Below are 21,110 nucleotides of genomic sequence, written 5' to 3'. Positions count from 1 at the left end.
CTCTGTGATCTCTGTGGCTAATTTTCGGTTTGCGGCAGTTCGATAGTGAACTTACTTCCACGGCCAAGCTCACTTTCGGCATACACTCGTCCGCCGTGTGCCTCGGCGATCTGCTTGACCAGCGAAAGACCTAAGCCATTCCCGTGGATCTGCGCATCGACCACGTCTTTAGAGCGATAAAACGGCTCAAATATCTGTTTCAGATCGCCTTTAGAAACGCCGATGCCGTGGTCTTCGACAGAGATCTTTACCTTCCCGCCGCCGTTTGATGCGGTAACGCGAACCCGTTTGTCGCCATTGCCGTATTTGATCGAATTCACGATCAGGTTCTGTATTGCCTGGCTGACGGCATAGCCGTCAGCTATGATCAGCGGCAATCTCGGCGATATTTTCGTTTCAACATCGACCCCTTTCTCTTCGATAAGCGGACCACATTCGAGCAGCGCATTTTCCACGATCGATGCAACAGGCGTTTCAGCAAAATTATATTTCTTACGTCCGGAATTTGCTCCGGCAAAATCTAATATCTGCTCGACCATCGCCGACAGCTTTCGGCCTTCGCCTTTGATCAGATTGCCGTAGCGCAAGACCTGCCCGTCTTCTTTGGCTACGCCATCGGCGAGATTCTCGCCGGCCGAGTAAATAACTGCGAGAGGCGTACGAAATTCGTGCGACACGCTCGAAACAAAATCGACCTGCCGCTGGGCGAGCATCCGAACACGCTGGGCCGAAAAAACGACTGCTGCGATCGCCGCCGCAAGCAGAAACAAAATGCCAAAACCGATCGCGAGATTTCGACGCAGCGTTGTGGTCAAAAAAGTCTCAAGCGAGCCCGTTGAATGCTGAACTAAAAGCGTCCACGGCCCCGGTTCCAGATTCCCGGTGGTTGTCGCGGTGAAAACAGTAGTTCGCGGCTTCGGATCTTTTTTGATCTCGATCGTCATGCTGCCCGGCTCACCATTTTTGGTCTCAATCCGGTTAAAGCTGTGGGTCTCGATCCTGGAATTTAATACCACGCCAGGTTTCTTTTCCGCCAGCTCTCCCGTGTCACGCTTGATTGACGTCATCAGCTCGCGGTTGCCGAAAAACATAAAATTATCCGGCGCGAGATTCAGCAGGGCGGCCTTGGCATCGCTTGTCTCGCCGCTAACCGCCTGGAATACAGCATCTCCGGCATTGTCACGCACAGCAGTCTTAAATTCGCCGTCGCCAAAATACTTTGTCGTCAGATCAGGCAGTATCTTTTCTTTAACAGTTGCGGGATCGAGCTTGATCACTAGATAGCCGTACTTTTTCGGTCCATCCTCTATCATGCGATTATGCGGTTCGGTTCGCCCGCTCGTACGCACGACTACTCGATCGAGCTTCGTGGCCATTTCGTGGATCGGTTGGACCAACATCAATTCATCGCCGTAGATAGGCTTGAATGTCTTATCGTTTGAGAATTTTTCGCGAAGCCCTCTCAGATCGGGTGTCATCTCAGCAACCGCAAAGGTCTTGCCCGCCGCGTAGTACTTTAGCGGAGCGGTTTCCGGTTTGTCCTCAAAGAAATAAATATCCGTGACCAGATCAGGATAGGCTGCTTTTTCCCGCCAAAAATCGTATCGCTCATTAAACTCCTTCCAGTCCCTGCTTTTCCAGCTTTCCGGCCCGGTCTGGAGATTAAAATAAACGTTCTGTATCTCGCGATTAAAGTCCGCCGCGAATCGATCGGCCTGTTCCTGTACGCGTTTCCGGGCTTTTTCACCATCAGATTCACTGATCTGGCTCAACCAACGATACTGAAGGCCGCCAAGCAGAACAAGCAAACCGGTTAGCCCCAAGACCAATAAAATTGTAGACCACGAACGTTTCATAGGATCTGTTCGTAGATCGTTGATAGTTTTTCGTTGCGAATTTGTTTACAGCGAACAACCATCAACGATCCACGATCGCCACCTGCATTATGCAATTATCAACGATCAACAAACAACGGACTTTTCGCACATTTTACATTCTTAACATTTTCTTTGCGTCCTCTTAATCACCCGCGAAAACTGGTGGAGCATAATCCATGTTGTAGAAACCGACATGGCCCCAAGGCCGTTGTCCCAAAATACATTCGGCGTAACCGAACGGATATTTTCACAGTCATTAACTACAGATCCAATATTCGTGATAGGTTACTTGGCATTAAAGGAATAATTCGAAATAGTTCGGAGGTAAAATTTATGAAAAGATTCGCAATTACAATTCTTACGGTGGCCGTGTTCTTTGTCGGCCTCGGTGCTCTGGTGGATAATGTCGGGGCTAAATTCAAGTCTGACGAAAAGGCACTTGACCTCGTTCGCAAGGCTCGCGTGGCGATCGGCGGCGATGCCGCGATCAATGCGGTCCAGAGCCTCCGCCTCGTCGGCCAGACGACACGCACGGTGAAGGTCGATGGTACTGACAGATCAGAACAGGGCGAGACCGAGATCGCTCTTCAGTTCCCTGACAAGCTCATGAAATCGATCAAGATCGGACACGGCGATGGTAATGGACTTGTCGAACAACGAATCGACAAACAAGTCGATGTCGTGGTCGTTGGCGAGGCAAAAGAAGGCCAGAAGATGAAGATCATTGCCGATGGAAACAGCGGCGGTGCGGTTGCTCGCAAGATCGTTATCCGCAAAGATGACGGCACCGTTCAGGAATTGACGGGCGATGAAGCTGCAAAGTTTGTGACGAAAGCAGATCATCCCGGAATGCCTGCAGGTGCTCACACCATTACGCTCAAGAAAAATGCTGACGGCACGATCGAGCAGGTTGGCGGCGGCGAAGGCCAGACGATCATCCTTCACAAAGCTGATGGAACCGGTGGAAACGCGACCTTCACTTCAAAAGACGGTAAGACTTTCAATATCGACGGCAAGGACGTCGTTATGGAACGTGCGATCGCAGGCGGCCCAGCCGGCGGCCCGCGTGACAATGAACTTCTCCGCACGACGCTCAGCCTCTTGCTGACCGCTCCGCAGGGAATGGATGTCAGCTACACCTTTGGCGGCGAAAGCAGCGTTGACGGTACGGACTGCAATATCGTCGTCGCTGAATTCGCCGGAACCTCGTACAAGATTTTCCTCGGCAAATCGTCAAATCTGCCTGTCATGATGAGCTATTCGGCACCGAAAATGCCGATGATCTTCGCTCGTACGATCGCTCCAAAAGCCGGCGAAGAGCCGAAAGGCAATGTGATGTTCACCCGCACCATCAGCGGTGATGCAGGCCCAATGGCAGAATACACCGTCAAATTCTCAGACTACCGCGCTGTGAACGGCGTTCAGCTTCCATACAAATGGACGCGCAGCGTCGGCGGTGCTACCGATGAGGTTTTTGACGTGACCAACTACGAAATTAATCCTGCCAACATCTCGGAAAAATTTCAGAACAACAACGTCAAAGTCAGAATGGCAAAGCCCGTGATCGATAAGTAAATTCCCGATCGCTAATTCAACTCAAAGGCTGTCTGAAAAAGGCAGCCTTTTTCGTTTTTGGGGGAAGATCTTTATGTGAATTTTTGTGTCTGTAAAAGCAGCGTCAAAGTAGCCCATTTTAAGCCGTCAATAAAGTGTGAATCGTTTCACACTTTTCATTTTGACTGTTTTAAAACTCGTAAGTGCTGTATTTGCTGCACTTCCTAATAACGAAATTCCGGCCTCTGTCGTTGATGTTTTCAGGGATCGGTAAAGTTAGTGTGCAAGTTTGGTAGAGGTATTTCGGAGATTGGTCAAACGTTTTTCTGAGGCTCACGTGTTTTGTCGGAGTTGGAACTGAGGCGTGTCGCAAGCTGCGGGATGAGGGCCTTTCCGGCGTCGATCGCACCTTTGATATGCCGGTGATCGGTGAAATGTCCGGCGACGAAAACGCCGGGGACATTCGTCTCGAAAGTTTCCGGATCATAGACCGGAACCTCGCCATACTTTCCCTCACGCGTCGCAACGCCGAGCGACTTCATCATCGACAGATCGGCATCTGAGCCGATCAGAACGAAAACCACATCGTTGGCGAGAGTCACACGGTCGCCGTTCTCGTTCTCCATATCGATCTCGCCGGGGCGGATCTCGAGGACCTTGCCGAGAAAGAAAAGGTTGAGGCAATGCTCGTTCAGTTCCTGTTCGAGCGGCTGTTTGACCCAGTATTTGATACAGCCCTGCTTCGGATCGTCGTTTTCCCAGTCGGAGCGAAAAATTGCGAGCGTTGTGTCCGCACCTTCCTGAGCCAGAAACAAAGCCGCCTCGCCGGCCGAATTCCCGCCGCCAACGATCAACGCTTTTTTCTTGACCCAAGGATAGGTTTCCTTAAAATTATCAAAAACATGCGGCAGATCCTCGCCTGGGACATTCAACTTTCGCGGATAGTCCATGGAACCGATGGCGAAGAGGATGTTTTTGGCCAAATACTCGCCTTTGCTTGTAAGCACGGCAAAATTCCCTTCCTCTCCTTCCTGTTCCGTGTCTTCCGTGTGTTCCGTGTGTTCCGTGGTTAAATATTCTTCAGAATTAACCACGGAACGCACGGAATTCACGGAAAGAACGGTTTCCTCTGTCTGAACATTCAATCCATTATCCAAAACAAACCGCACGTAATATGACAGCAGTTCCTCCCGCGTTGGCTTTTCGCGAGCGGGCTTGAGGTCCCCGTCGTTGAATTCGAGTTCGTTGGTGGTCGAGAAAACGGTCAGGCCGACTGGGTAATTGTAGATGGTGTTCCCGATCAGGCCTTTTTCGATGACAAGGTTCGATAGCCCCGCTTTTTTGGCTTGGTAGGCGGCTGAGATTCCGGCCGGACCGGCTCCGATGATTATAAGGTCAAATATTTCGTCGGCCATTGTTTTAATCAGGCAAATACACCGCTTCACGTCGAGTCCGAAAAGCCCTAGGAGCGAAAGTTGTAAAAGAGGCGATCGACAGTCAGCCGGAGGAGCGACACTGAACCCCCCCCCCCCTTTTTCTTCCGCCCTCCGGGGCTTCCGGCGAAGTGAACGATCGCCTATCTACAAACATATCGCTCCTAACGGAGCTACATTGCTTCGCTCCCCCTGCAGGCAATCCTACGATGCATTTTCCAGTTCCTTTAACACCTCAGTCAATTTCTCAATCTGCAAATGCGTATTCTCAAGAACCCGTTTTGATTCGAGATATTTTTCCCATTCGCCCGTGTTCGTCATCGCCTTGAGCACTTCGGGGTCAACAGCGTGTGACATCAGAACGAGCAGGTCGCTCAGAGCCTCGTGGCCGTCGAGGAGCGATTGGATGATGGTGTACGCGAGTTTTGCGTTGGGCAGGTCGATGTCTAGTTGTTCCATATTGATTTGAGCAATATTCATTCTAGCTAATAAAAGGCAGATCGGTCACCGTGCATGTTGCTTCGCCTGCGATCAATTCCGTTCCAGCGGAAAGAAAATCATATCGAACAAAAGCGAGGGCGATCGTTCTATCGACCTTTGGCGAAAATGTGACAGAAGTTATTCGTCCCGCGTTCTTCCCTTCTACAGTTGTCAGTTCCGCTCCGGCTTGGAACCCAGTCGCTATCGCTCCCGGTTCTGACACGAGCCCGGCCAGGCGTTTGGCGACGTGGCCGCGGAAGTGGATGCGGGCGATGATCTCCTGGCCGATGTAGCAGCCTTTGTTGTATGAGATCAGGCCGTCGAGGCCGAGTTCGGGGACGATGGTCGTTTCGTCCATGTCGATGGCGTATTTTGGGATGCCGGACTCGATGCGGAGGATTTCGTAGAGGTCGTCATCTATCTGGACCGCTCCGTTAGCGGCAAGACCGGAGGCAAAGGTGTCGGCTTGATCCGTCCCCACAAAATAACCGGTTGATCCGCTTCCGGTGAAAACGGCCCCACCCGGTTCTGGCACAGAAAACGTGCCAGTGTTGTTGGTAGGCCCAACAACCGCCGCAGGTGGTACTGACCCGTCACCGTTGAAAACTTCAAAATACCGATATTTATCCGAGAGATCCTCAACAAAAAAATCACCCGCGTACGTAAACCGAAAAAGATTTGCGAATAACTTTTCCCGCGTCGCGTCCTCGGTCTCGAACAAAAACCTATCGCCCTGTCGCAAAACGCATACGACTGCGAGCAGCCGGCCTTGCGCATTCGGGAACGCCGCGAGCATTTGGGCTCCGTCCGCGAGCGTTTTCATGTCGTTGGTGATCAGGCCATCGAGGAATTGAATGGCTTCCTTGCCCCAAACGGCGATCAGGCCGCGTTTTTGTTCGTAATATCCGGCGCCGCCCGATCTGATTTGTTCGTATTCGTTGATACTCATTATCTAAAGCGTAAATCCTTGCGTCCAGAATGTCACTCGCGCAGCACACCGTTGAAACTTGCGTGTTGTCGCGGCGTTTTTGTTACAATCTAATTTAACAAAATTAAATGAGCACTATTACAGAAGCACGCGTTTTAGAAGGCCTTAGTCAGATCATCGACCCGGATCTGCGAAAGGATATTGTCACACTCGGGTTTATTCACGATCTCGTGGTCTCGGGCGGCGATGTGTCGTTCACGATCATGCTCACGACGCCGGCTTGCCCGGTGAAGGAGCTGATGGAGGCACAGGCGATCGAGATCGTCAGCGGGCTCGAGGGCGTAACCAGCGTCAAGGTCAAAATGGACGCTGAGGTGCCGCAGGGCCGTGGGATCAAGAACAACATCGCCATTCCCGGCGTCAAAAATATTATCGCCGTCTCCAGCGGCAAAGGCGGCGTCGGCAAATCGACCGTCGCGGTCAATCTCGCCGTTTCCCTCGCCAAGGACGGAGCGAAGGTCGGCATCATGGACGCTGACGTTTACGGGCCGAACGTTCCGATGATGCTCGGCACGGGCTATGATCAGCCCGAGGTTTTCGACGGCAAGCTCGTTCCGATCGAAGCACACGGCGTCAAAATGATCTCGATGGCCGTTCTCGTTCCGCCCGACAAGCCGATGATACTGCGAGGGCCGATGCTTCATGGCGTTGTGCGGCAGTTTTTGAGCGATGTAAATTGGGGCGAGCTCGATTATCTGATCGTTGATATGCCGCCTGGAACGGGCGACGTGCAGCTTTCGCTCGCACAGCTTGTACCGGTTCAGGGAGCTGTTCTGGTGACGACTCCGCAGGAAGTTTCGCTGTCGGACGTTCGCCGTGCCGTCAAAATGTTTGAGCAGGTCAATATTCCTTTGCTCGGCGTGATCGAGAATATGTCGTACTTCATCGCACCTGACACGGGCAACAGGTACGCCATCTTCGGCACCGGCGGCGGCCAGAAATTGTGCGACGAATACGGCCTCAATTTCCTCGGCGAGGTCCCGATGGGCATGGAAGTCCGCGAGGGCGGAGACAAAGGCATTCCGGTCGTCGTCTCGTTCCCTGACTCGCCGCAGGCACTCGCCTTCGACAAGGTCGCCGAAGAAGTCGCCCGCCAGATCTCGATCGAGGCGATGAAGCCCGAGCTTACGATACTGACGCGTGCCGGATAACGCTTTTAAGCTCTCTATCATCATTTCAACAAAAGGGGTTATACGGACATGAAGAAATTTATCGGAATTATCTTGATCTTCTCCCTGACGGTCTTGCCGGCGTTTGCCGATTACAAGATCACGCAAAAACGGACGATGCAGGGCATGGGCCAGGAAACGACCGTTTATTCTAAGGGCGTTCGCGAACGCCGTGAGAGCAAGATGGTAATGGAGGGCGACGCTGAGACGATGGCGATGATGGCTCAGATGATGCCAAACGTCGTCCATATCAGCCAGTGTGACCTGAAACAGGACGTTTCGCTCAGCGACGCGAAAAAGCTCTACTTTGTCGACCCGTACGACTGGACATCTCTAACACCTGAGCAGAAGATCCGGCGTCCGGCGGAAAAAGTCACGATCAAGGGAACGATGACGGTTTCGTCCATCGTTACCGATTCCGGCAAACGCCAGCAGATGTTCGGAATGACGGCGAAATGGCTGAAACACGTCCAGTCCATGGAAGCCTCAGCCGACAGTTGCGAGGGCCGTTCAAATATGCGGATGGAAACCGAAGGCTGGTACGTCGACCTCGTTCTGCAGCAGGACCGCTGTCAGGCACCGCGGGTTGAAGGCCCGACGTACACCGGCGGCTGCCGTCCGAAAATGATCATCAAGGGTATGCAGGACCCGGGCTTTTTGCTCACCGGTACTATGAAGATGTACATGGACGACAAACTCCAGACGACATCGAGCGTCGAGACCACTGCGCTGTCGAAAGCGACTCTCGATCAGGCACTATTCGAAATACCGAAAGGTTATACAGAAGCCGCGTCAATGGATGCCCTCACCAAAATGGATATGTCCCCGATGGCTTCGATGGGATCTTCCTCTAACCCGTCAAAAACCGCCGGCCTGCCGGCGGCCGTGAGCATGGGTAACATTCCGGATAAGAAGATGATCGCGATCGATTTTCTCACGGGCAACGCGTCCAAGGTCGATCAGCCGTCGATCCGAAATTACGTTGCCAGCAAGGTTTACGACGCCGGTATGACCGGCACGCTGGTCAATTCTACTTCGGCGGTCGCGAGCGGTAATTTCGCAAACTTCATAGCACTCGAAGTAAAGAAGGTAAAAGAATCAAGCGGAGCCAAGATCGGCGGCCTTTTCGGCAAGGTGACCGGTGCGGATGATGCGGCAAAACTCGGCGACACTGAGGCCGAGATCACGATCACTGTATATGGAAAAGACGGCAAGTCCGTCGTCGCCAGCGATAGTGCCTCGGTCAAGGTCAAAGGCAAAAGCGAAGATGCGGTCAAAGCTGCGATCGATAAGATCATCGGCGGTTTGCTCGAAAAGATTCGCTGATATCGCTTTCTCCGTGTTATCTTTGGATAGTTCAAAAAAATCTAACTAATACGGAGAAATATGTCTTTGAAGCTGGTTCAACGTTTGCGGCAGAGTGTATTCACGCTCTGCCTTTTTAGTCTCGTCACTTCGTCGCTGCTCGCGCAGACCGGCGGCAAAAGAGCTTTGACAGCTCAGGATTTCGACGCGTGGAAAGGCCTGCAGGGTACGGCGATATCGCGTGACGGCAAGTTTGTCGCCTACGTGATGCAGGCCCAGGATGGCGACGGCGAGGTTTTCGTCCGCAGCACTTCGGGGACGACCGAATACCGCGTACCGCGCGGCTACCGCCCGCCGACTCCACCGCCCGACCCGTCAGATCCGGCCGCAACGCAGGCTTTCGCGGCACTTGGACGTCTTCTGCGACCGGTATTTTCGGCTGACAGCAAGTACGCATTCTTCAACCTCGAACCCGAAAAAGCGGTCATTCTCAAAGCCCGAAAAGACAAGAAAAAGCCCGAAGACATGCCGAAAACAGCTCTCGGCATCATGGATCTTTCTAACGGCAAGGTCACCCGCGTCGAGGAAGTGAAGAGTTTCCAGGTTCCCGAGGATGGATCAGGCTATGTCGCGATCCTAAAAGAGCCCGGCAAGCCCGAGCCTGCCGCTTCGCCGAGCCCGAATGCAAACTCGAACACCGCTGCCCCAGCAGCTCCGCAAGCTCCCGCAAAGAAAAAAGATTACGGAAGCACTCTGATCCTCCGCCGACTTTCTGACGGTAAAGACCGCACGTTCGCGGATGTATTGGAGTACTCGTTCGCTAAAGATGCAAAGACCTTGCTCTACGCAGTTTCATCAAAAAAAGAAGAAACAAATGGAGCATATGCGGTGACCCCTCAGAGCGACGCGGCACCGGTCGCACTACTCTCAGGACCGGGAAAATATATCAAATTTACGTGGGACGAAAAGCAGGAACAGGCTGCGTTCATCAGCGATAAAGTCGATGCGACAGCGAAACAGCCGAAGTTTTCGGTCTATCACTGGGCGAGAACTGCTCCATCGGCAAGCGAGGTCGTTTCGGTAAAGACGGCTGGATTTCGTCCTGAATTCGTCGTGAGCGAAAAAGGCTCGCTCGCGTTTTCATACGACGGCAGCCGCCTGTTCATCAGCAACGCTCCGCCGCCCGATCCTGAACCGGATCCGGCAAACGCCGTTCCGGATGAAGAAAAGGTCGTCGCCGATCTCTGGCACTGGAAGGACGATTACGTCCAGCCGCAGCAAAAGGTCCGCATGATCGCGGACCGCGACCGTTCGTACCGAGCGGTATTGCACATCGCGGACAAGAAATTCGTCCAGCTCGCTGACAGGACGATGGAGAATGTGATCCCAAGTTCGAATGGACTTTACGCTCTGGGCACGGACGACCGTTCGTATAGAATTCGCGGAAACTACGATCCGGGCTTCACGGATTACTATCTGGTGAATACGGTTGACGGTTCGCGCAAAATGCTTCGTCAGTCTCTGCAGTTCGGCATGAGCTGGTCGCCGGGTGCGAAATATGTCGTGTTTTTTGACGGCAAAGACTGGAATTCGATCTCGATCCCGGATCTCAAGGTCACAAATCTAACCAATAAGATCAACGTAAAATTCACCCGCGAGGATCACGATTCCCCGAGTGCCGCACCATCCTACGGACTCGCCGGTTGGACCAAGGACGACAAGCAGGTGCTGATCTATGACCGATTCGACATTTGGCAGGCAAATGCCGACGGCAGCGGAGCGAAAATGCTGACCGGCGGGATCGGCCGTAAGGAAAAAACGGAGCTTCGCTACGTTAGGCTCGATCCGGACGAAAGATTCGTCGAACCGGGCAAGGATATGCTGCTTCGGGCAGAGAACGAAGAGACCCGCGATTCCGGATTTTACCGCGTCAAACTCGACGGCTCGCCGGAAAGACTGGCGATGGACGCAAAGAATTTCACAACGCCGACAAAGGCTCGAGATACGAACACGATGATGGTACAGGCTTCGCGGTTCGATATGTTCCCGGACGTGTGGGTGACGGGCGGTGATTTTAAGGATCTGAAAAAGCTCAGCAACGGCGATGCTCAGCGTGATCCGTTCATCTGGGGAACGTCGGAGCTGATCAAATATAAGAGTGCCGACGGTGTTCCGCTGCAGGGCGTGTTGTTCAAACCAGGAAATTTCGATCCGAAGAAGAAATATCCAATGCTCGTTTATCTTTACGAGAAACTATCGGATACGGTCCATAATTTCGCAAACCCGAACGTCGGCCAGAACGTCAATCCGAGCTTTTACACCAGCAACGATTACGTCGTCTTCATGCCGGACATCGTTTACAAGATCGGTTATCCGGGCAAAAGCGCGTTGAATTGCGTCCTGCCTGGCGTCGACGCGGTTGCGAAAATGGGCTTTGTCGATGAGAAGAACATCGGCATTCAGGGCCACAGTTGGGGCGGTTATCAGATCGCCTACATGATTACGCAGACCAACCGATTCAAGGCCGCTGCACCGGGAGCTTTGGTCGCGGATATGTTCAGTGCGTACAACGGCATCCGTTGGGGAACGGGATTGCCGCGACAGTTCCAGTACGAACGAACCCAAAGCCGCATCGGCGGAACACCGTGGAATTCGACCAAGTTGTTTACCGAAAATTCCCCGCTTTTCTACATCGAAAAAGTACAGACGCCGGTTCTAATGCTTCACAACGACGGCGACGATGCCGTGCCGTGGTATCAGGGCATCGAATTCTATCTTTCGCTCAGGCGTTTGAACAAAGAGGTCTATTTCTTCAATTACAACGGCGAACCACACGGTCTGAGGAAGAGGCAGAACCAAAGGGACTATTCGCGGCGAATGAAGGAATATTTCGACCACTTCCTGAAGGGTGCTCCGGCCCCGGAATGGATGGAGAAAGGAATCCCATATTTGCAGCGTGAGAAAGAGAAAGAAAAGTACCGCCAACCGGCCGGCACGGCTCCGAAAAATTGATCGCGGGGCAAGTTATGCTTGTAATTTGGCATAACTTGCTTTATTATTTACATTAAAGTAAGGATTCGCTTCGTTGAGGAAACTTACGCACGAAGTTAAGGAGAAAACAAAAAAATGGCAGCAGTTGCAGCACCTTCAGTCGAATTAATAGTTACAGATAGCGCAGCGGTAGAGATCAAGAAATTCCTCGCCAACGAGGATGACCTGCCGGAAACAGCCGGGCTTCGTGTTCGCGTTGTGCCGGGCGGTTGTTCGGGCTTTCAGTACAGCCTCAACATCGAGGAAGAGTCGAAAATGGGTGATTTCGTTATGGACAAGCAAGGCATCCGCCTGTTCGTCGATATGTTCTCGGCCCAATATCTTAACGGTATCACCATCGACCACACAACCAATATGATGGGCTCGGGATTCACATTCGAGAATCCAAATGCGACCGGCGGCTGCGGCTGTGGAACGTCGTTCTCGGCATAAGTCTTGCACTTTTTTAGTTAACATAACGAAGGCCCGAATTTATTTTCGGGCCTTTTTGATGTTTTGTTGGAAGCAATAGGCGATTGAGTCTGTTCTAGAAACATACAGACAACTAAAGGAACGCTGAAGGCTCAAGGTGGGGTGATGGATGACAAGCCGCCCGCGAAAGCGGGCGGTTTTCTACCGGAAAACCATAACTTTTTCTGCCTGTTTGCATATCCATTTCTGATGGGGCATAATCTTATTTGCTAGTTTCAAGGTTAATAAGGGATATAAATTTGAGTTTGCAATAAACGAGATTCTTGAAGTTTCAGGAATTGTTTCTGCGTTTATCGTTTTATATAGATGGTGAGGCTTATTGCCCATCTCCTCAGATCTTCCCGGCCAACCGCAAAATTCAATTACTGGAGATACGATTTGATAGTTTTAAGAAAGATGCTCTTTATTTCGGTTTGCGTCGTCGCCGCTGCCGTGTGTTTTACGGGAAAAGCCGCAGCCCAAGGCCGCGATCGCATAGTCAAGTCAACCGGAAGCCAACCAACGAACATGCCGGCACCCACGCAGCCGGTCGAAGTGGTAAGAACATCATCCTCACGTCCTACGCTCACAAATTCAATTAATGTAGTCAAACCAAACGTCGATCCGGCATACGAACCGCTCGTAAACAATACTGGATCATCAATGCCGACGAGCTCCGCCAGCTTGGCCGCGGCCGGAAAGGCTGCATACAGCGCATCGACCAGTGTTCGACTCGATCAGGCGATCAAGTCCCGCTACGGCATCCGATACCGCTACGGTTCGAGCGGGCCGAACACCTACGATTGTTCAGGATTTGTTTGGGCCGCCTTTCAGGAAGCCGGTATTGGCTTCACACGGGCGAGTGCTCGCAGCCTTTGGGCTCAGTCGGAACCGGTTTCCGGCGATGACCGCTTTAAGTTCGGCACTCTGGTATTCCTGAACGGCCTCGGCCATATGGGGATCGTTGCTGATGAGAACGGCTTTTACCATGCGTCGTCGAGCAAAGGCATTACCTACTCGCCCTTCAAAGGTTACTGGGCCAGCCGCATCGTTGGTTTCAGAAAATTAAACCCAGAAGCTCCGACCCTGGATAATAAGTAGATCGTCTCGCTATCCGATCCTTAGGAAGCTGCCTAAACGGGCAGCTTTTTTGTTTTAAGCAGAAGAAAATTCGTATCGAAAAAGGGCGAGTAGTTTTATTCGATCTAAGAAATGCCGCCAGGCGTGACGCGATATTCGGCTACAGAACAGACCGAAATATATGAACGATGATCTTTGGAATAAGGCTTTCTTTGACCGGGGCTTCTACCTTTCTGGTCGTTTTCATATACCCGTCCATAATTTTCATCATTTTTTGATTAAATTCTGGTGAGTAAACCAACATAACGTTTTCAATATCATGTTTGAAGCTTCTTTGGTTTAGGTTCACTGAGCCTATCGATGACAGCTTTCCATCAACAAGAATGATCTTTGAATGTAAAATGTCGGCCGGACTACTAAACTCATAAATTTCAAATTGCTTATAAAACCTATTGATGGCCTTTTTGTTGACCGCTTCCAGCAGTACCCATGCGGCTGTATCACCTTCGAGATTAATTCTTGTGACGAGACGGACGTGCACACCTCTTTTGACTGCGTTCGAAAACGACTGGGTCAATTTCTTAGTTAGATTAAAATATGGGGTTGAGATAACAATTTCTTTCTGAGCAGAGTCGATCAATCCAGCAACATAATTCTCAAGTTCCTGGCCGTCTCGATAAGGCACAGAGATAAAGTGCCTTACCATTGGCTTGTCGCTTGTGAAAAACTCGTCACCTACTACTTTCCCGTTTTTTAGATTGATCGAATAATTTCTAAAAAGCTGCTCATCATTATCATTGTCAAAAACGGTGTGAAACTGTCCGATCAGCGTCTTGACAACAGCTTGATCTCTGATTGATAGTTCAAAATCGGTCCAGCGACAGAAGGACTCGTCTGCTCCTTTCCCTTTCCCGTACTGCACCAGGCCTGGAAAACTAGCAAGGTTAGATGCCGTCTTAAAGATAAAACCATCGTGAATATTTCTCCCACCGATCACCGCCATATTGGACTCTGGATCACTTTTTGAATAAGTAATAAAGGTTTTCATATGGATCGCACGGTGAAACTGATTGACCCAATCAGGAAAGCTCTTTATCGCGGCACCATCCACACGTGCATATTTCACGGATACATTTTTGGGAAAATCAAACTGCAGTTCGTCCAATGACTTTCTATCTTTATCGAGGGTGACCACATCCGCGACAACGATCCTAATTTGAGTTCCCCTTCCGGCGTGATAGCGAATGAGCCTTTCAATGACTGCTCCGTAGTAATCCAATCTAAAAACAAGATAAGAAATATAGATGGCGTCGAGCTTGGGAGCCCGTGAGAAATCAAGTGGGAAATAGGGATCCCGTTTTTCGATCATCTCAGCCGGAAGTTCAAGACCTAAAAGTGCCCTTGCCTTTTCCTGGAGGCCATCAAGTGGTTCCTCCAGAGTTCTAAAGTTCTCCATTTTCTGCGGGCATGAAAATGAATTGAGTGTATCTGTTAAGAAGAATCGTTTGCTCGTGTCTGATCCGGAATATTCTGGCAGGCCGCACACTTCAAATGACCTTGACATCGATCTCAGATCATCGTTCAGGACCTGATCTTCATTTACAAAACGAAAAGTGGCCCTTTCCCCGGTTCGGTTTTCAACATTTACCGAACATTTTTCTTTCGCCGGCGACATGGCAAGTTCAGCAAACTTCTTGTCACCCTTTTCTAATCTAAATTCCGTGACTTGATCTGCCTTTTTTGAACGAAAGATCAGTCCCGTCTTGATCCTGTATTCACCATCACAAACGACTCTGGCAGTGATGTACCTGCCTTCAAATTGTTCGCCTCCAGCCAATAGGTTTTTTAATCTAATGAAGTTCGTTTCAACTCCGATCGAATCGATCATAACCTCCCGGCCATCCATCTTAGAAAGCTCTTTTATTTGTACGGATCGAATGTTATTTCTAAAATTGCCTTCATACTGTGACTTCAAGATCGTTAGGCTTTGATCGTGTGGATCTAGATCCATGATCTGCTGAAACGCCTGGTCGATAAATCGCTCGCCCTCCTCAAGTACCTGAGTTGTCTTTTTCGATTCCAATGCTTCCTTGGAATTCTGAACATTACGTCTAAGTTCGTGAATTTGAAGAGCTCTTCTGGCCCTGACCATTTCGATATCTTTTTTGTACATTTTTTGCAGCAGCTCATTTTGATCTGGAGTCACCTGCCCGAGGACGGTCGGTGCAAAGAGAGCGATCATAAATAGAATTGCTGGAAATACTGAATTCATAAAGATCCGTCGATCATGAAGCGAGCGAGGAACCTGACTCTATACCGTAATGAAATTCATAGCTACCGACATCGTTCCTATTCACTATCGACGCAAAATTGGTGCCAGTTCGGAAAGAGATCTTTTGCTGAAACACCTAATTCTTCATATTGTTCGCTAAGATGGCGGTCTGACACGCGTTCAGGTGTTGACACGCGGCACCAATTCCCTAAACAGCAGTTGCGGAGGCGTATATGAGCGAGTATTTCCGGAACTTATGCGGAGAATTCCCATCATTTGCCGGGAAATATCCACGCTAGCCCTTTCCTAAAAAGCCGTTCGCAGTGGTGCTGGCACAAGACAAGTGCACCAATGCCGAGAGGCCATTGACCGTTTCCGCCCGGACATTCCGATTCAGAAAGCAGGACAAATAACAGCTACGGCCCCTTAATACCGGTTTTATTCAGGAGGCTACCTTATACGACCGCCTCTCAATTATTTGGTTATTGCTGATCTCTAGCTGATAAACCCGGGACGGGTGTGTTGGTCTTTGATCTCGTAAACGACTGCGATCATGTCAACGGAAACGTATGCGACCTTGTCGTCTTCGTCGCGGAGGTAGAGTACGCCGCCTTTTACATCAATTACGTCGCCGCGAAACGCCGCGTTCGAACCGCACGTCACGTCGATCTTCTTTCCCATCAGCTGCTTCAAGAGTTCTTCCATATCTTAATATTATCAAATGCGGGCGTTCAGTTGGGCGAGTCTGCCCGCCAGAGCCCATTTACCGGGCCGGCCGTTTTCCGCGTTCGCGGCAGGCGAGGTGGCGGCCCGTGGTTTTGAATGTGCCAAGGCGGCTGCGATGATCGCGATGTCACGTTCAGTTTCATTCGATTGGCCGGATGAGTTCCGTTCAAAAAACCTCGGAATGAATCCTGTATCAAGCTTCCCGTCGATGAACTCATGATCGTCCATCACATCGCGAAAGAACGGCAGCGTCGTCTTTATCCCGCCGACCTCGTATTCCATTAGAGCCCGCCGCATTCTATCGATGGCTTCGGCTCGGTCGCGGCCGTGAACCGCGAGCTTCGAGATCATCGGGTCGTAATAGATCGAAACCTCGGCGCCATCATAAACGCCACCATCATCACGAACTCCAGGCCCCTGAGGCAGTCTCAGACGCGTTATTCTGCCCGGCGAAGGCATGAAGTTGCTGTCCGGATCTTCCGCATAGACACGACATTCGATCGCGTGGCCGTTGATCTGAATGTCTTCCTGCGTGAACGAAAGCTTTTCGCCCCACGCGACGTTGATCTGTTCGCGAACGAGATCGATTCCAGTTACGAGTTCCGTCACAGGGTGTTCGACCTGAAGACGCGTGTTCATTTCGAGGAAATAGAATGAGCGGTCGAGATCGGAAACAAGGAATTCGACTGTTCCGGCTCCGACGTAATCAACCGCCTTGGCGACCTTAACTGCACATTCGCCCATTGCTTTTCGCAATTCGGCGGAATTGATCGGCGACGGGGCTTCCTCGATCACTTTTTGGTGCCGTCTCTGGATCGAACACTCTCGTTCGCCCAAATAGACGTGATTTCCGTGCGTATCCGAAAAAACCTGGATCTCAATATGCCGCGGTCGAACGACAGCTTTTTCAACATAAACCTCAGCATCACCAAATCCGGCGAGAGCCTCGGCCTGAGCATTTTCGAGTGCGGATTTTAGTTCCGATTCTTCGAATACCAGCCGCATTCCCTTCCCGCCGCCGCCGGCAGAAGCCTTGAGCATGACTGGATAACCGATCTCGGCAGCAGTAACTTTCGCTTCTTCAAACGACGCGAGCGGCTCGGTCGTGCCGGGAACGATCGGCACACCGGCGTCGATCGCGATCTTTCGTGCGGACATCTTCCCGCCCAGCCCTTCCATAGCTTCGGGCGGGGGGCCAATGAATGTGATCCCGGCCTTCGTCACCTCTCGAACAAAATCAGCATTCTCTGATAAGAATCCATAGCCCGGATGTATCGCCTCGACGCCGTTCTTCACGGCAACGTCAATTATCTTCTCCCACCGCAAATAACTCTCAGCCGAAGGCGGCGGCCCGATATGAAAAGCTTCATCCGCCATCCGCACATGCAAAGCATCTTTATCCGCATCTGAATAAACCGCGACCGTCGCGATCTTCATCTCACGGCACGCCCTGATCACACGGCAGGCGATCTCTCCTCGGTTCGAAATGAGTATTTTCTTAAACATCGATGGCTATTATTGCTCTCAAAATAGCTGATAGCTGGAAGCTATTAGCTAAAACTCGTTCTCCGAATTTACTCCACAACCGAATTGCCTTGATTCCTCGGATCGTAACGGATTCCGACTCTCGCTCCCGGAGCATATCTGATCGGATCGCGTCGTTGCTCCGCTGTAAGAATGTCTGACGATTCAAAATCGACGCCGTTCAGCGTGTATGTGTAATAGATGAGTTCCTCACCGGACGGCTCGATCTGGCTGTCGATGATAACGCCGTCGGTAATGCGTCCAGTGGCGAGCAGCATCCGGCGGCGTGCATCCGGATCGGGCTTCTTTCGTCGCAGGAGTTTGTCGATTATTCCCATTAATCTTCATCCAGCTCGAGCGGCGATTTGTTGTACTTCGCTCTGAGTCTATTTATTGCTGAGAGAACCGCGGGACGTTTAATGATACGCGCCTCGATCGGCCTTTTTCCCGGAATGTCGAGAAAGATCACGCCAAGCAGTATAGTTAAGATCCCCTGTCCGGGAACGCCCGGCAGCGAGAGAACAATTCCTAGTAAAATTAGAAAAACGCCGGCGATGTTCTTAGCGATGACGGCTCCCCAACGCACGAGCCATGGGCTGTTGGGGAGAAAATCGCGGTCGTGCCTCGAACTAAAATAGTGCGGCGGAACCTTGACCATCACGAGAGCGATCGCTCCAAAGCTCAAGCCGAGCGAGACAAGAAAGAGGACGACGCCGATGAGGACACCTTCGAGAGTTAGTGATTCCCAAAACCGCGTGAGCCAACTCATTTATTCTCTTTTTCGTTCTTATCCATCAGCATCAACTCGCGACGGATAAAGATCATTCGCTGGATCAGCGTCCACATGGAACCAACAGCTAAAACCCACAATACCTGCGGCATTCTATTCGCAAGAAATGCTGTTGAGTTCCAATCCCACGTCGACAATGCTCCTATAATGAACAACACAACGCGTTCCGGCCGTGCAAGGAAACCGACGTTGGCTTTTACGCCCAGCCCCTCGCTCCGAGCCGTGGTATAACTCACCAAGACTGAAGCAACCATGCCGATCCCGGCAAGCGCGACGTTGAGCACCGAATGTTCCGGCGTGTTGCGGGAATAAAAAATGATTATTCCGACAAAGACCCCCATATCCGAAAGCCGATCGAGCGTCGAATCAAGAAACCCGCCGTATCGCGTTACTCGCCCTGTCAATCTCGCGACATTGCCGTCGAGCATGTCAAAGAGATTCGCGACGATCAAGACGATGCCGGCCCAAAAGAATTCACCGAATCCGAACAGGACGCCGCACGCCAGATTGATTATTACGCCGATCGTGGTCAGAACGTTCGGAGGAATGCCAGCCGAAGCGAGAGCCCGCACCATCGCATTGATGATGCTCATTGCTCCTCGTCCTATGCTCGCTCCAAACATTCTCGTTGGTCCAACGTCCAAACGTCTAAAGTCCAAAGCCTTTGGACTTGGACTTTGGATTAATCCTTATCGTGTATCGTCCTCAGCCGCGTTATCTCAAAATTTCGCCAACCGGTCGGGGTCTTTACTTTGACCTCGTCGCCTTCCTCTTTGCCCATGAGGGCCTGGCCGATCGGCGAGACGGTCGAGATCAGGCCTTTTTCGGGAGCACTCTCTTCAGAGGTGACCAGCTTATAGGTAACTTTTTCTTCTTTTTCAAGATCGTACAAAACCAAGGTCGAGCCGTAGGCCGCGGTGTCCGTCGGGATCTTGGACAGATCGATCGAGTCAACCTCCATCATTCGCTGATGTAGTTGGCTGATCCGTGCCTGTACCATCGACTGGCGTTCTTTCGCAGCTTTATACTCGGCATTTTCCTTTAGATCGCCGAATTCTCGTGCGTGCTGAATATCTTTGGGGAGCTTAAAGTGTAATTCGTGCTCAAGCAGGTCTAATTCCGCCTGAAGTTTTTTCTTAATATCTTCCATACAAATCTCTAATCGTGGGTGATATAGGTCGTCGGAGCGGTCGCCGAAACGCGAGGAACTGAATTGCCGTTTTCAGCAAGTTTCGATTCCTTCGGCGCGGCAAACGAGATACCAATATCGCGTGCGGTTCTAACAAGCTGTCCATCGATCGGCACGGTCTTAATACTCGTGCAGGCTTCGTCAAGCGGAACCGTTATGATCGTTCCGGCTTGAAGGGCAACCATCTTGCCGGTTTCGCCGTTGGCGAGTGCCCGAACGGCGCAGGCACCGAAATTCGTTCCCAACATTCTGTCGAACGCGTTCGGGCTTCCGCCTCGCTGAAGGTGGCCGAGAACAACACAACGCGATTCCTTGCCGGTCAATGTCTCGATATGCCGCCGCAGGTAATCGCCAACGCCGCCGAGCCTTCGCGTTTCTGAATCCTGATACATCTCGGTCTTGCCAACTTCGACGGCGCCCTCGGCAACAACGATATTGGTAAATCTCGAACCCGACTTCTCGCGTGCCTGAACCTTGCGAACGATCGCGTCGAAGCAGAAAGGGATCTCCGGGATCAAGATGATATCCGCACTTCCGGCAAGTCCCGCCGTAAGAGCTATCCAGCCCGCGTTACGTCCCATAACCTCCAGGATCATAACGCGATCATGTGAAGCCGCCGTCGTATGCAGCCGGTCGAGAGCTTCGGTCGCAATGTCGATCGCCGTCATGAATCCGAATGTAAACTCGGTTGCGGCGAGATCGTTGTCGATCGTTTTTGGCACGCCGATGACGGGAAACCCGCGCTTGTGAAACTGTTCGGCAATACCGAGCGTTCCCTCGCCGCCTAGAACGATGAGGGCTTCGATCCCAAGAATGTCCAGGTTCGCGATCGCCTCGCCGATCGGCATTTCAGGATAAACCGGAACGCCGTTAACATTTTTTACAAAGCTGCCGCGGTTACGCGTGCCCAGAATAGTACCGCCGCGGGGCAAAATGCCGCTCACGCTTTTTGTGGTCAACGGCACTGTATGTGTATCGCCGAGAATGCCTTCGAAGCTATCCTCGATACCGATACATTTCATCCCGTATTCGCCGATCGCCGTTCGGACGACCGCTCGAATTACTGCATTTAGGCCCGGTGCGTCACCGCCGCCGGTCAAGATCCCGATCTGTTTATACATAGAAAATGAGTACTCAAAACGAACTAGTATTTTACTCTACGCGCGGAAGAATGCGAAAAGGCGGCGAGCTTGCCTTTCTCTATTCAGCCCACAATAGTTAG

At 51.4% G+C, this 21,110-nt stretch carries 18 protein-coding genes; 6 read left to right on the top strand and 12 right to left on the bottom strand.

Annotated elements, in window-relative coordinates:
- Positions 1–17 precede the first annotated feature (17 nt).
- Positions 18–1,856 (bottom strand): HAMP domain-containing histidine kinase, encoded by a 1,839-nt coding sequence (locus IPG22_02205; protein ID MBK6587121.1) that lies wholly within the window; start codon positions 1,854–1,856, stop codon positions 18–20.
- A 354-nt stretch (positions 1,857–2,210) separates the two neighbouring features.
- Here IPG22_02205 and IPG22_02200 point away from each other — a divergent pair, with 354 nt between their 5' ends.
- Positions 2,211–3,452, top strand: coding sequence for a hypothetical protein (locus IPG22_02200; protein ID MBK6587120.1), 1,242 nt, complete (start codon positions 2,211–2,213; stop codon positions 3,450–3,452).
- Between the two features lie 293 nt (positions 3,453–3,745).
- Here the strand turns inward: IPG22_02200 and IPG22_02195 are convergent, their stop codons facing one another.
- From IPG22_02195 to IPG22_02185, 3 genes are all read right to left on the bottom strand, one after another.
- On the bottom strand, positions 3,746–4,846 hold the full coding sequence (locus tag IPG22_02195; GenBank protein ID MBK6587119.1) for an NAD(P)-binding domain-containing protein: 1,101 nt from the start codon (positions 4,844–4,846) through the stop codon (positions 3,746–3,748).
- Between the two features lie 222 nt (positions 4,847–5,068).
- Positions 5,069–5,323 (bottom strand): hypothetical protein, encoded by a 255-nt coding sequence (locus IPG22_02190; GenBank protein ID MBK6587118.1) that lies wholly within the window; start codon positions 5,321–5,323, stop codon positions 5,069–5,071.
- 22 nt (positions 5,324–5,345) lie between these two features.
- On the bottom strand, positions 5,346–6,293 hold the full coding sequence (locus IPG22_02185) for a hypothetical protein (GenBank protein ID MBK6587117.1): 948 nt from the start codon (positions 6,291–6,293) through the stop codon (positions 5,346–5,348).
- A gap of 107 nt (positions 6,294–6,400) precedes the next feature.
- On the opposite strand from IPG22_02185, the gene IPG22_02180 reads away from it, so the two are divergent.
- The 5 genes from IPG22_02180 (at position 6,401) to IPG22_02160 (ending at position 13,408) form a co-directional block, all read left to right on the top strand.
- Positions 6,401–7,483 (top strand): Mrp/NBP35 family ATP-binding protein, encoded by a 1,083-nt coding sequence (locus IPG22_02180; GenBank protein ID MBK6587116.1) that lies wholly within the window; start codon positions 6,401–6,403, stop codon positions 7,481–7,483.
- 48 nt (positions 7,484–7,531) lie between these two features.
- A complete protein-coding gene (locus IPG22_02175; protein ID MBK6587115.1) occupies positions 7,532–8,827 on the top strand; it encodes a hypothetical protein in 1,296 nt (431 codons plus the stop codon).
- Between the two features lie 66 nt (positions 8,828–8,893).
- On the top strand, positions 8,894–11,818 hold the full coding sequence (locus tag IPG22_02170; protein ID MBK6587114.1) for a S9 family peptidase: 2,925 nt from the start codon (positions 8,894–8,896) through the stop codon (positions 11,816–11,818).
- Positions 11,819–11,932: 114 nt separating this feature from the next.
- Positions 11,933–12,289 (top strand): iron-sulfur cluster assembly accessory protein, encoded by a 357-nt coding sequence (locus IPG22_02165; GenBank protein MBK6587113.1) that lies wholly within the window; start codon positions 11,933–11,935, stop codon positions 12,287–12,289.
- Positions 12,290–12,706: 417 nt separating this feature from the next.
- Positions 12,707–13,408 carry a C40 family peptidase gene (locus IPG22_02160; GenBank protein ID MBK6587112.1) on the top strand — a complete coding sequence of 234 codons (702 nt, stop codon included), beginning with the start codon at positions 12,707–12,709 and terminating at the stop codon, positions 13,406–13,408.
- 139 nt (positions 13,409–13,547) lie between these two features.
- Here IPG22_02160 and IPG22_02155 read toward each other — a convergent pair whose 3' ends face one another.
- The 8 genes from IPG22_02155 to IPG22_02120 form a co-directional block, all read right to left on the bottom strand.
- Complete coding sequence (locus IPG22_02155; GenBank protein MBK6587111.1) at positions 13,548–15,659, bottom strand: phosphatidylserine/phosphatidylglycerophosphate/cardiolipin synthase family protein; 2,112 nt, start codon at positions 15,657–15,659, stop codon at positions 13,548–13,550.
- 495 nt (positions 15,660–16,154) lie between these two features.
- Positions 16,155–16,364 carry a hypothetical protein gene (locus IPG22_02150; GenBank protein ID MBK6587110.1) on the bottom strand — a complete coding sequence of 70 codons (210 nt, stop codon included), beginning with the start codon at positions 16,362–16,364 and terminating at the stop codon, positions 16,155–16,157.
- A gap of 12 nt (positions 16,365–16,376) precedes the next feature.
- On the bottom strand, positions 16,377–17,891 hold the full coding sequence (accC, locus tag IPG22_02145) for an acetyl-CoA carboxylase biotin carboxylase subunit (protein ID MBK6587109.1): 1,515 nt from the start codon (positions 17,889–17,891) through the stop codon (positions 16,377–16,379).
- A 68-nt stretch (positions 17,892–17,959) separates the two neighbouring features.
- Positions 17,960–18,247 carry a hypothetical protein gene (locus tag IPG22_02140; protein ID MBK6587108.1) on the bottom strand — a complete coding sequence of 96 codons (288 nt, stop codon included), beginning with the start codon at positions 18,245–18,247 and terminating at the stop codon, positions 17,960–17,962.
- Positions 18,247–18,678 (bottom strand): hypothetical protein, encoded by a 432-nt coding sequence (locus IPG22_02135; protein MBK6587107.1) that lies wholly within the window; start codon positions 18,676–18,678, stop codon positions 18,247–18,249. Before IPG22_02135 ends, IPG22_02140 begins: the two co-directional genes overlap by 1 nt.
- On the bottom strand, positions 18,675–19,322 hold the full coding sequence (locus IPG22_02130; protein ID MBK6587106.1) for a CDP-alcohol phosphatidyltransferase family protein: 648 nt from the start codon (positions 19,320–19,322) through the stop codon (positions 18,675–18,677). Before IPG22_02130 ends, IPG22_02135 begins: the two co-directional genes overlap by 4 nt.
- 59 nt (positions 19,323–19,381) lie before the next feature.
- The gene (locus tag IPG22_02125; protein ID MBK6587105.1) at positions 19,382–19,849 is read right to left on the bottom strand and encodes a transcription elongation factor GreA; all 468 of its coding nucleotides are present in this window, start codon (positions 19,847–19,849) and stop codon (positions 19,382–19,384) included.
- A gap of 8 nt (positions 19,850–19,857) precedes the next feature.
- Positions 19,858–21,009 (bottom strand): 6-phosphofructokinase, encoded by a 1,152-nt coding sequence (locus IPG22_02120; GenBank protein ID MBK6587104.1) that lies wholly within the window; start codon positions 21,007–21,009, stop codon positions 19,858–19,860.
- Positions 21,010–21,110: the final 101 nt, after the last annotated feature.

The organism is Acidobacteriota bacterium (assembly GCA_016703965.1).
In the GTDB taxonomy this organism is placed as follows: Bacteria; Acidobacteriota; Blastocatellia; order Pyrinomonadales; family Pyrinomonadaceae; genus OLB17.
Note: the sequence above shows the minus strand (reverse complement) of the source record. Positions and strands in the feature narration are given on the sequence as shown.

Bases quoted from the DNA above. Each gene is read 5' to 3' on its own strand.
- IPG22_02205 (MBK6587121.1), bottom strand. From the start codon at position 1,856: ATGAAACGTTCGTGGTCTACAATTTTATTGGTCTTGGGGCTAACCGGT.
- IPG22_02200 (MBK6587120.1), top strand. From the start codon at position 2,211: ATGAAAAGATTCGCAATTACAATTCTTACGGTGGCCGTGTTCTTTGTC.
- IPG22_02195 (MBK6587119.1), bottom strand. From the start codon at position 4,846: ATGGCCGACGAAATATTTGACCTTATAATCATCGGAGCCGGTCCGGCC.
- IPG22_02190 (MBK6587118.1), bottom strand. From the start codon at position 5,323: ATGGAACAACTAGACATCGACCTGCCCAACGCAAAACTCGCGTACACC.
- IPG22_02185 (MBK6587117.1), bottom strand. From the start codon at position 6,293: ATGAGTATCAACGAATACGAACAAATCAGATCGGGCGGCGCCGGATAT.
- IPG22_02180 (MBK6587116.1), top strand. From the start codon at position 6,401: ATGAGCACTATTACAGAAGCACGCGTTTTAGAAGGCCTTAGTCAGATC.
- IPG22_02175 (MBK6587115.1), top strand. From the start codon at position 7,532: ATGAAGAAATTTATCGGAATTATCTTGATCTTCTCCCTGACGGTCTTG.
- IPG22_02165 (MBK6587113.1), top strand. From the start codon at position 11,933: ATGGCAGCAGTTGCAGCACCTTCAGTCGAATTAATAGTTACAGATAGC.
- IPG22_02155 (MBK6587111.1), bottom strand. From the start codon at position 15,659: ATGAATTCAGTATTTCCAGCAATTCTATTTATGATCGCTCTCTTTGCA.
- IPG22_02150 (MBK6587110.1), bottom strand. From the start codon at position 16,364: ATGGAAGAACTCTTGAAGCAGCTGATGGGAAAGAAGATCGACGTGACG.
- accC (MBK6587109.1), bottom strand. From the start codon at position 17,891: ATGTTTAAGAAAATACTCATTTCGAACCGAGGAGAGATCGCCTGCCGT.
- IPG22_02140 (MBK6587108.1), bottom strand. From the start codon at position 18,247: ATGGGAATAATCGACAAACTCCTGCGACGAAAGAAGCCCGATCCGGAT.
- IPG22_02135 (MBK6587107.1), bottom strand. From the start codon at position 18,678: ATGAGTTGGCTCACGCGGTTTTGGGAATCACTAACTCTCGAAGGTGTC.
- IPG22_02130 (MBK6587106.1), bottom strand. From the start codon at position 19,322: ATGTTTGGAGCGAGCATAGGACGAGGAGCAATGAGCATCATCAATGCG.
- IPG22_02125 (MBK6587105.1), bottom strand. From the start codon at position 19,849: ATGGAAGATATTAAGAAAAAACTTCAGGCGGAATTAGACCTGCTTGAG.
- IPG22_02120 (MBK6587104.1), bottom strand. From the start codon at position 21,009: ATGTATAAACAGATCGGGATCTTGACCGGCGGCGGTGACGCACCGGGC.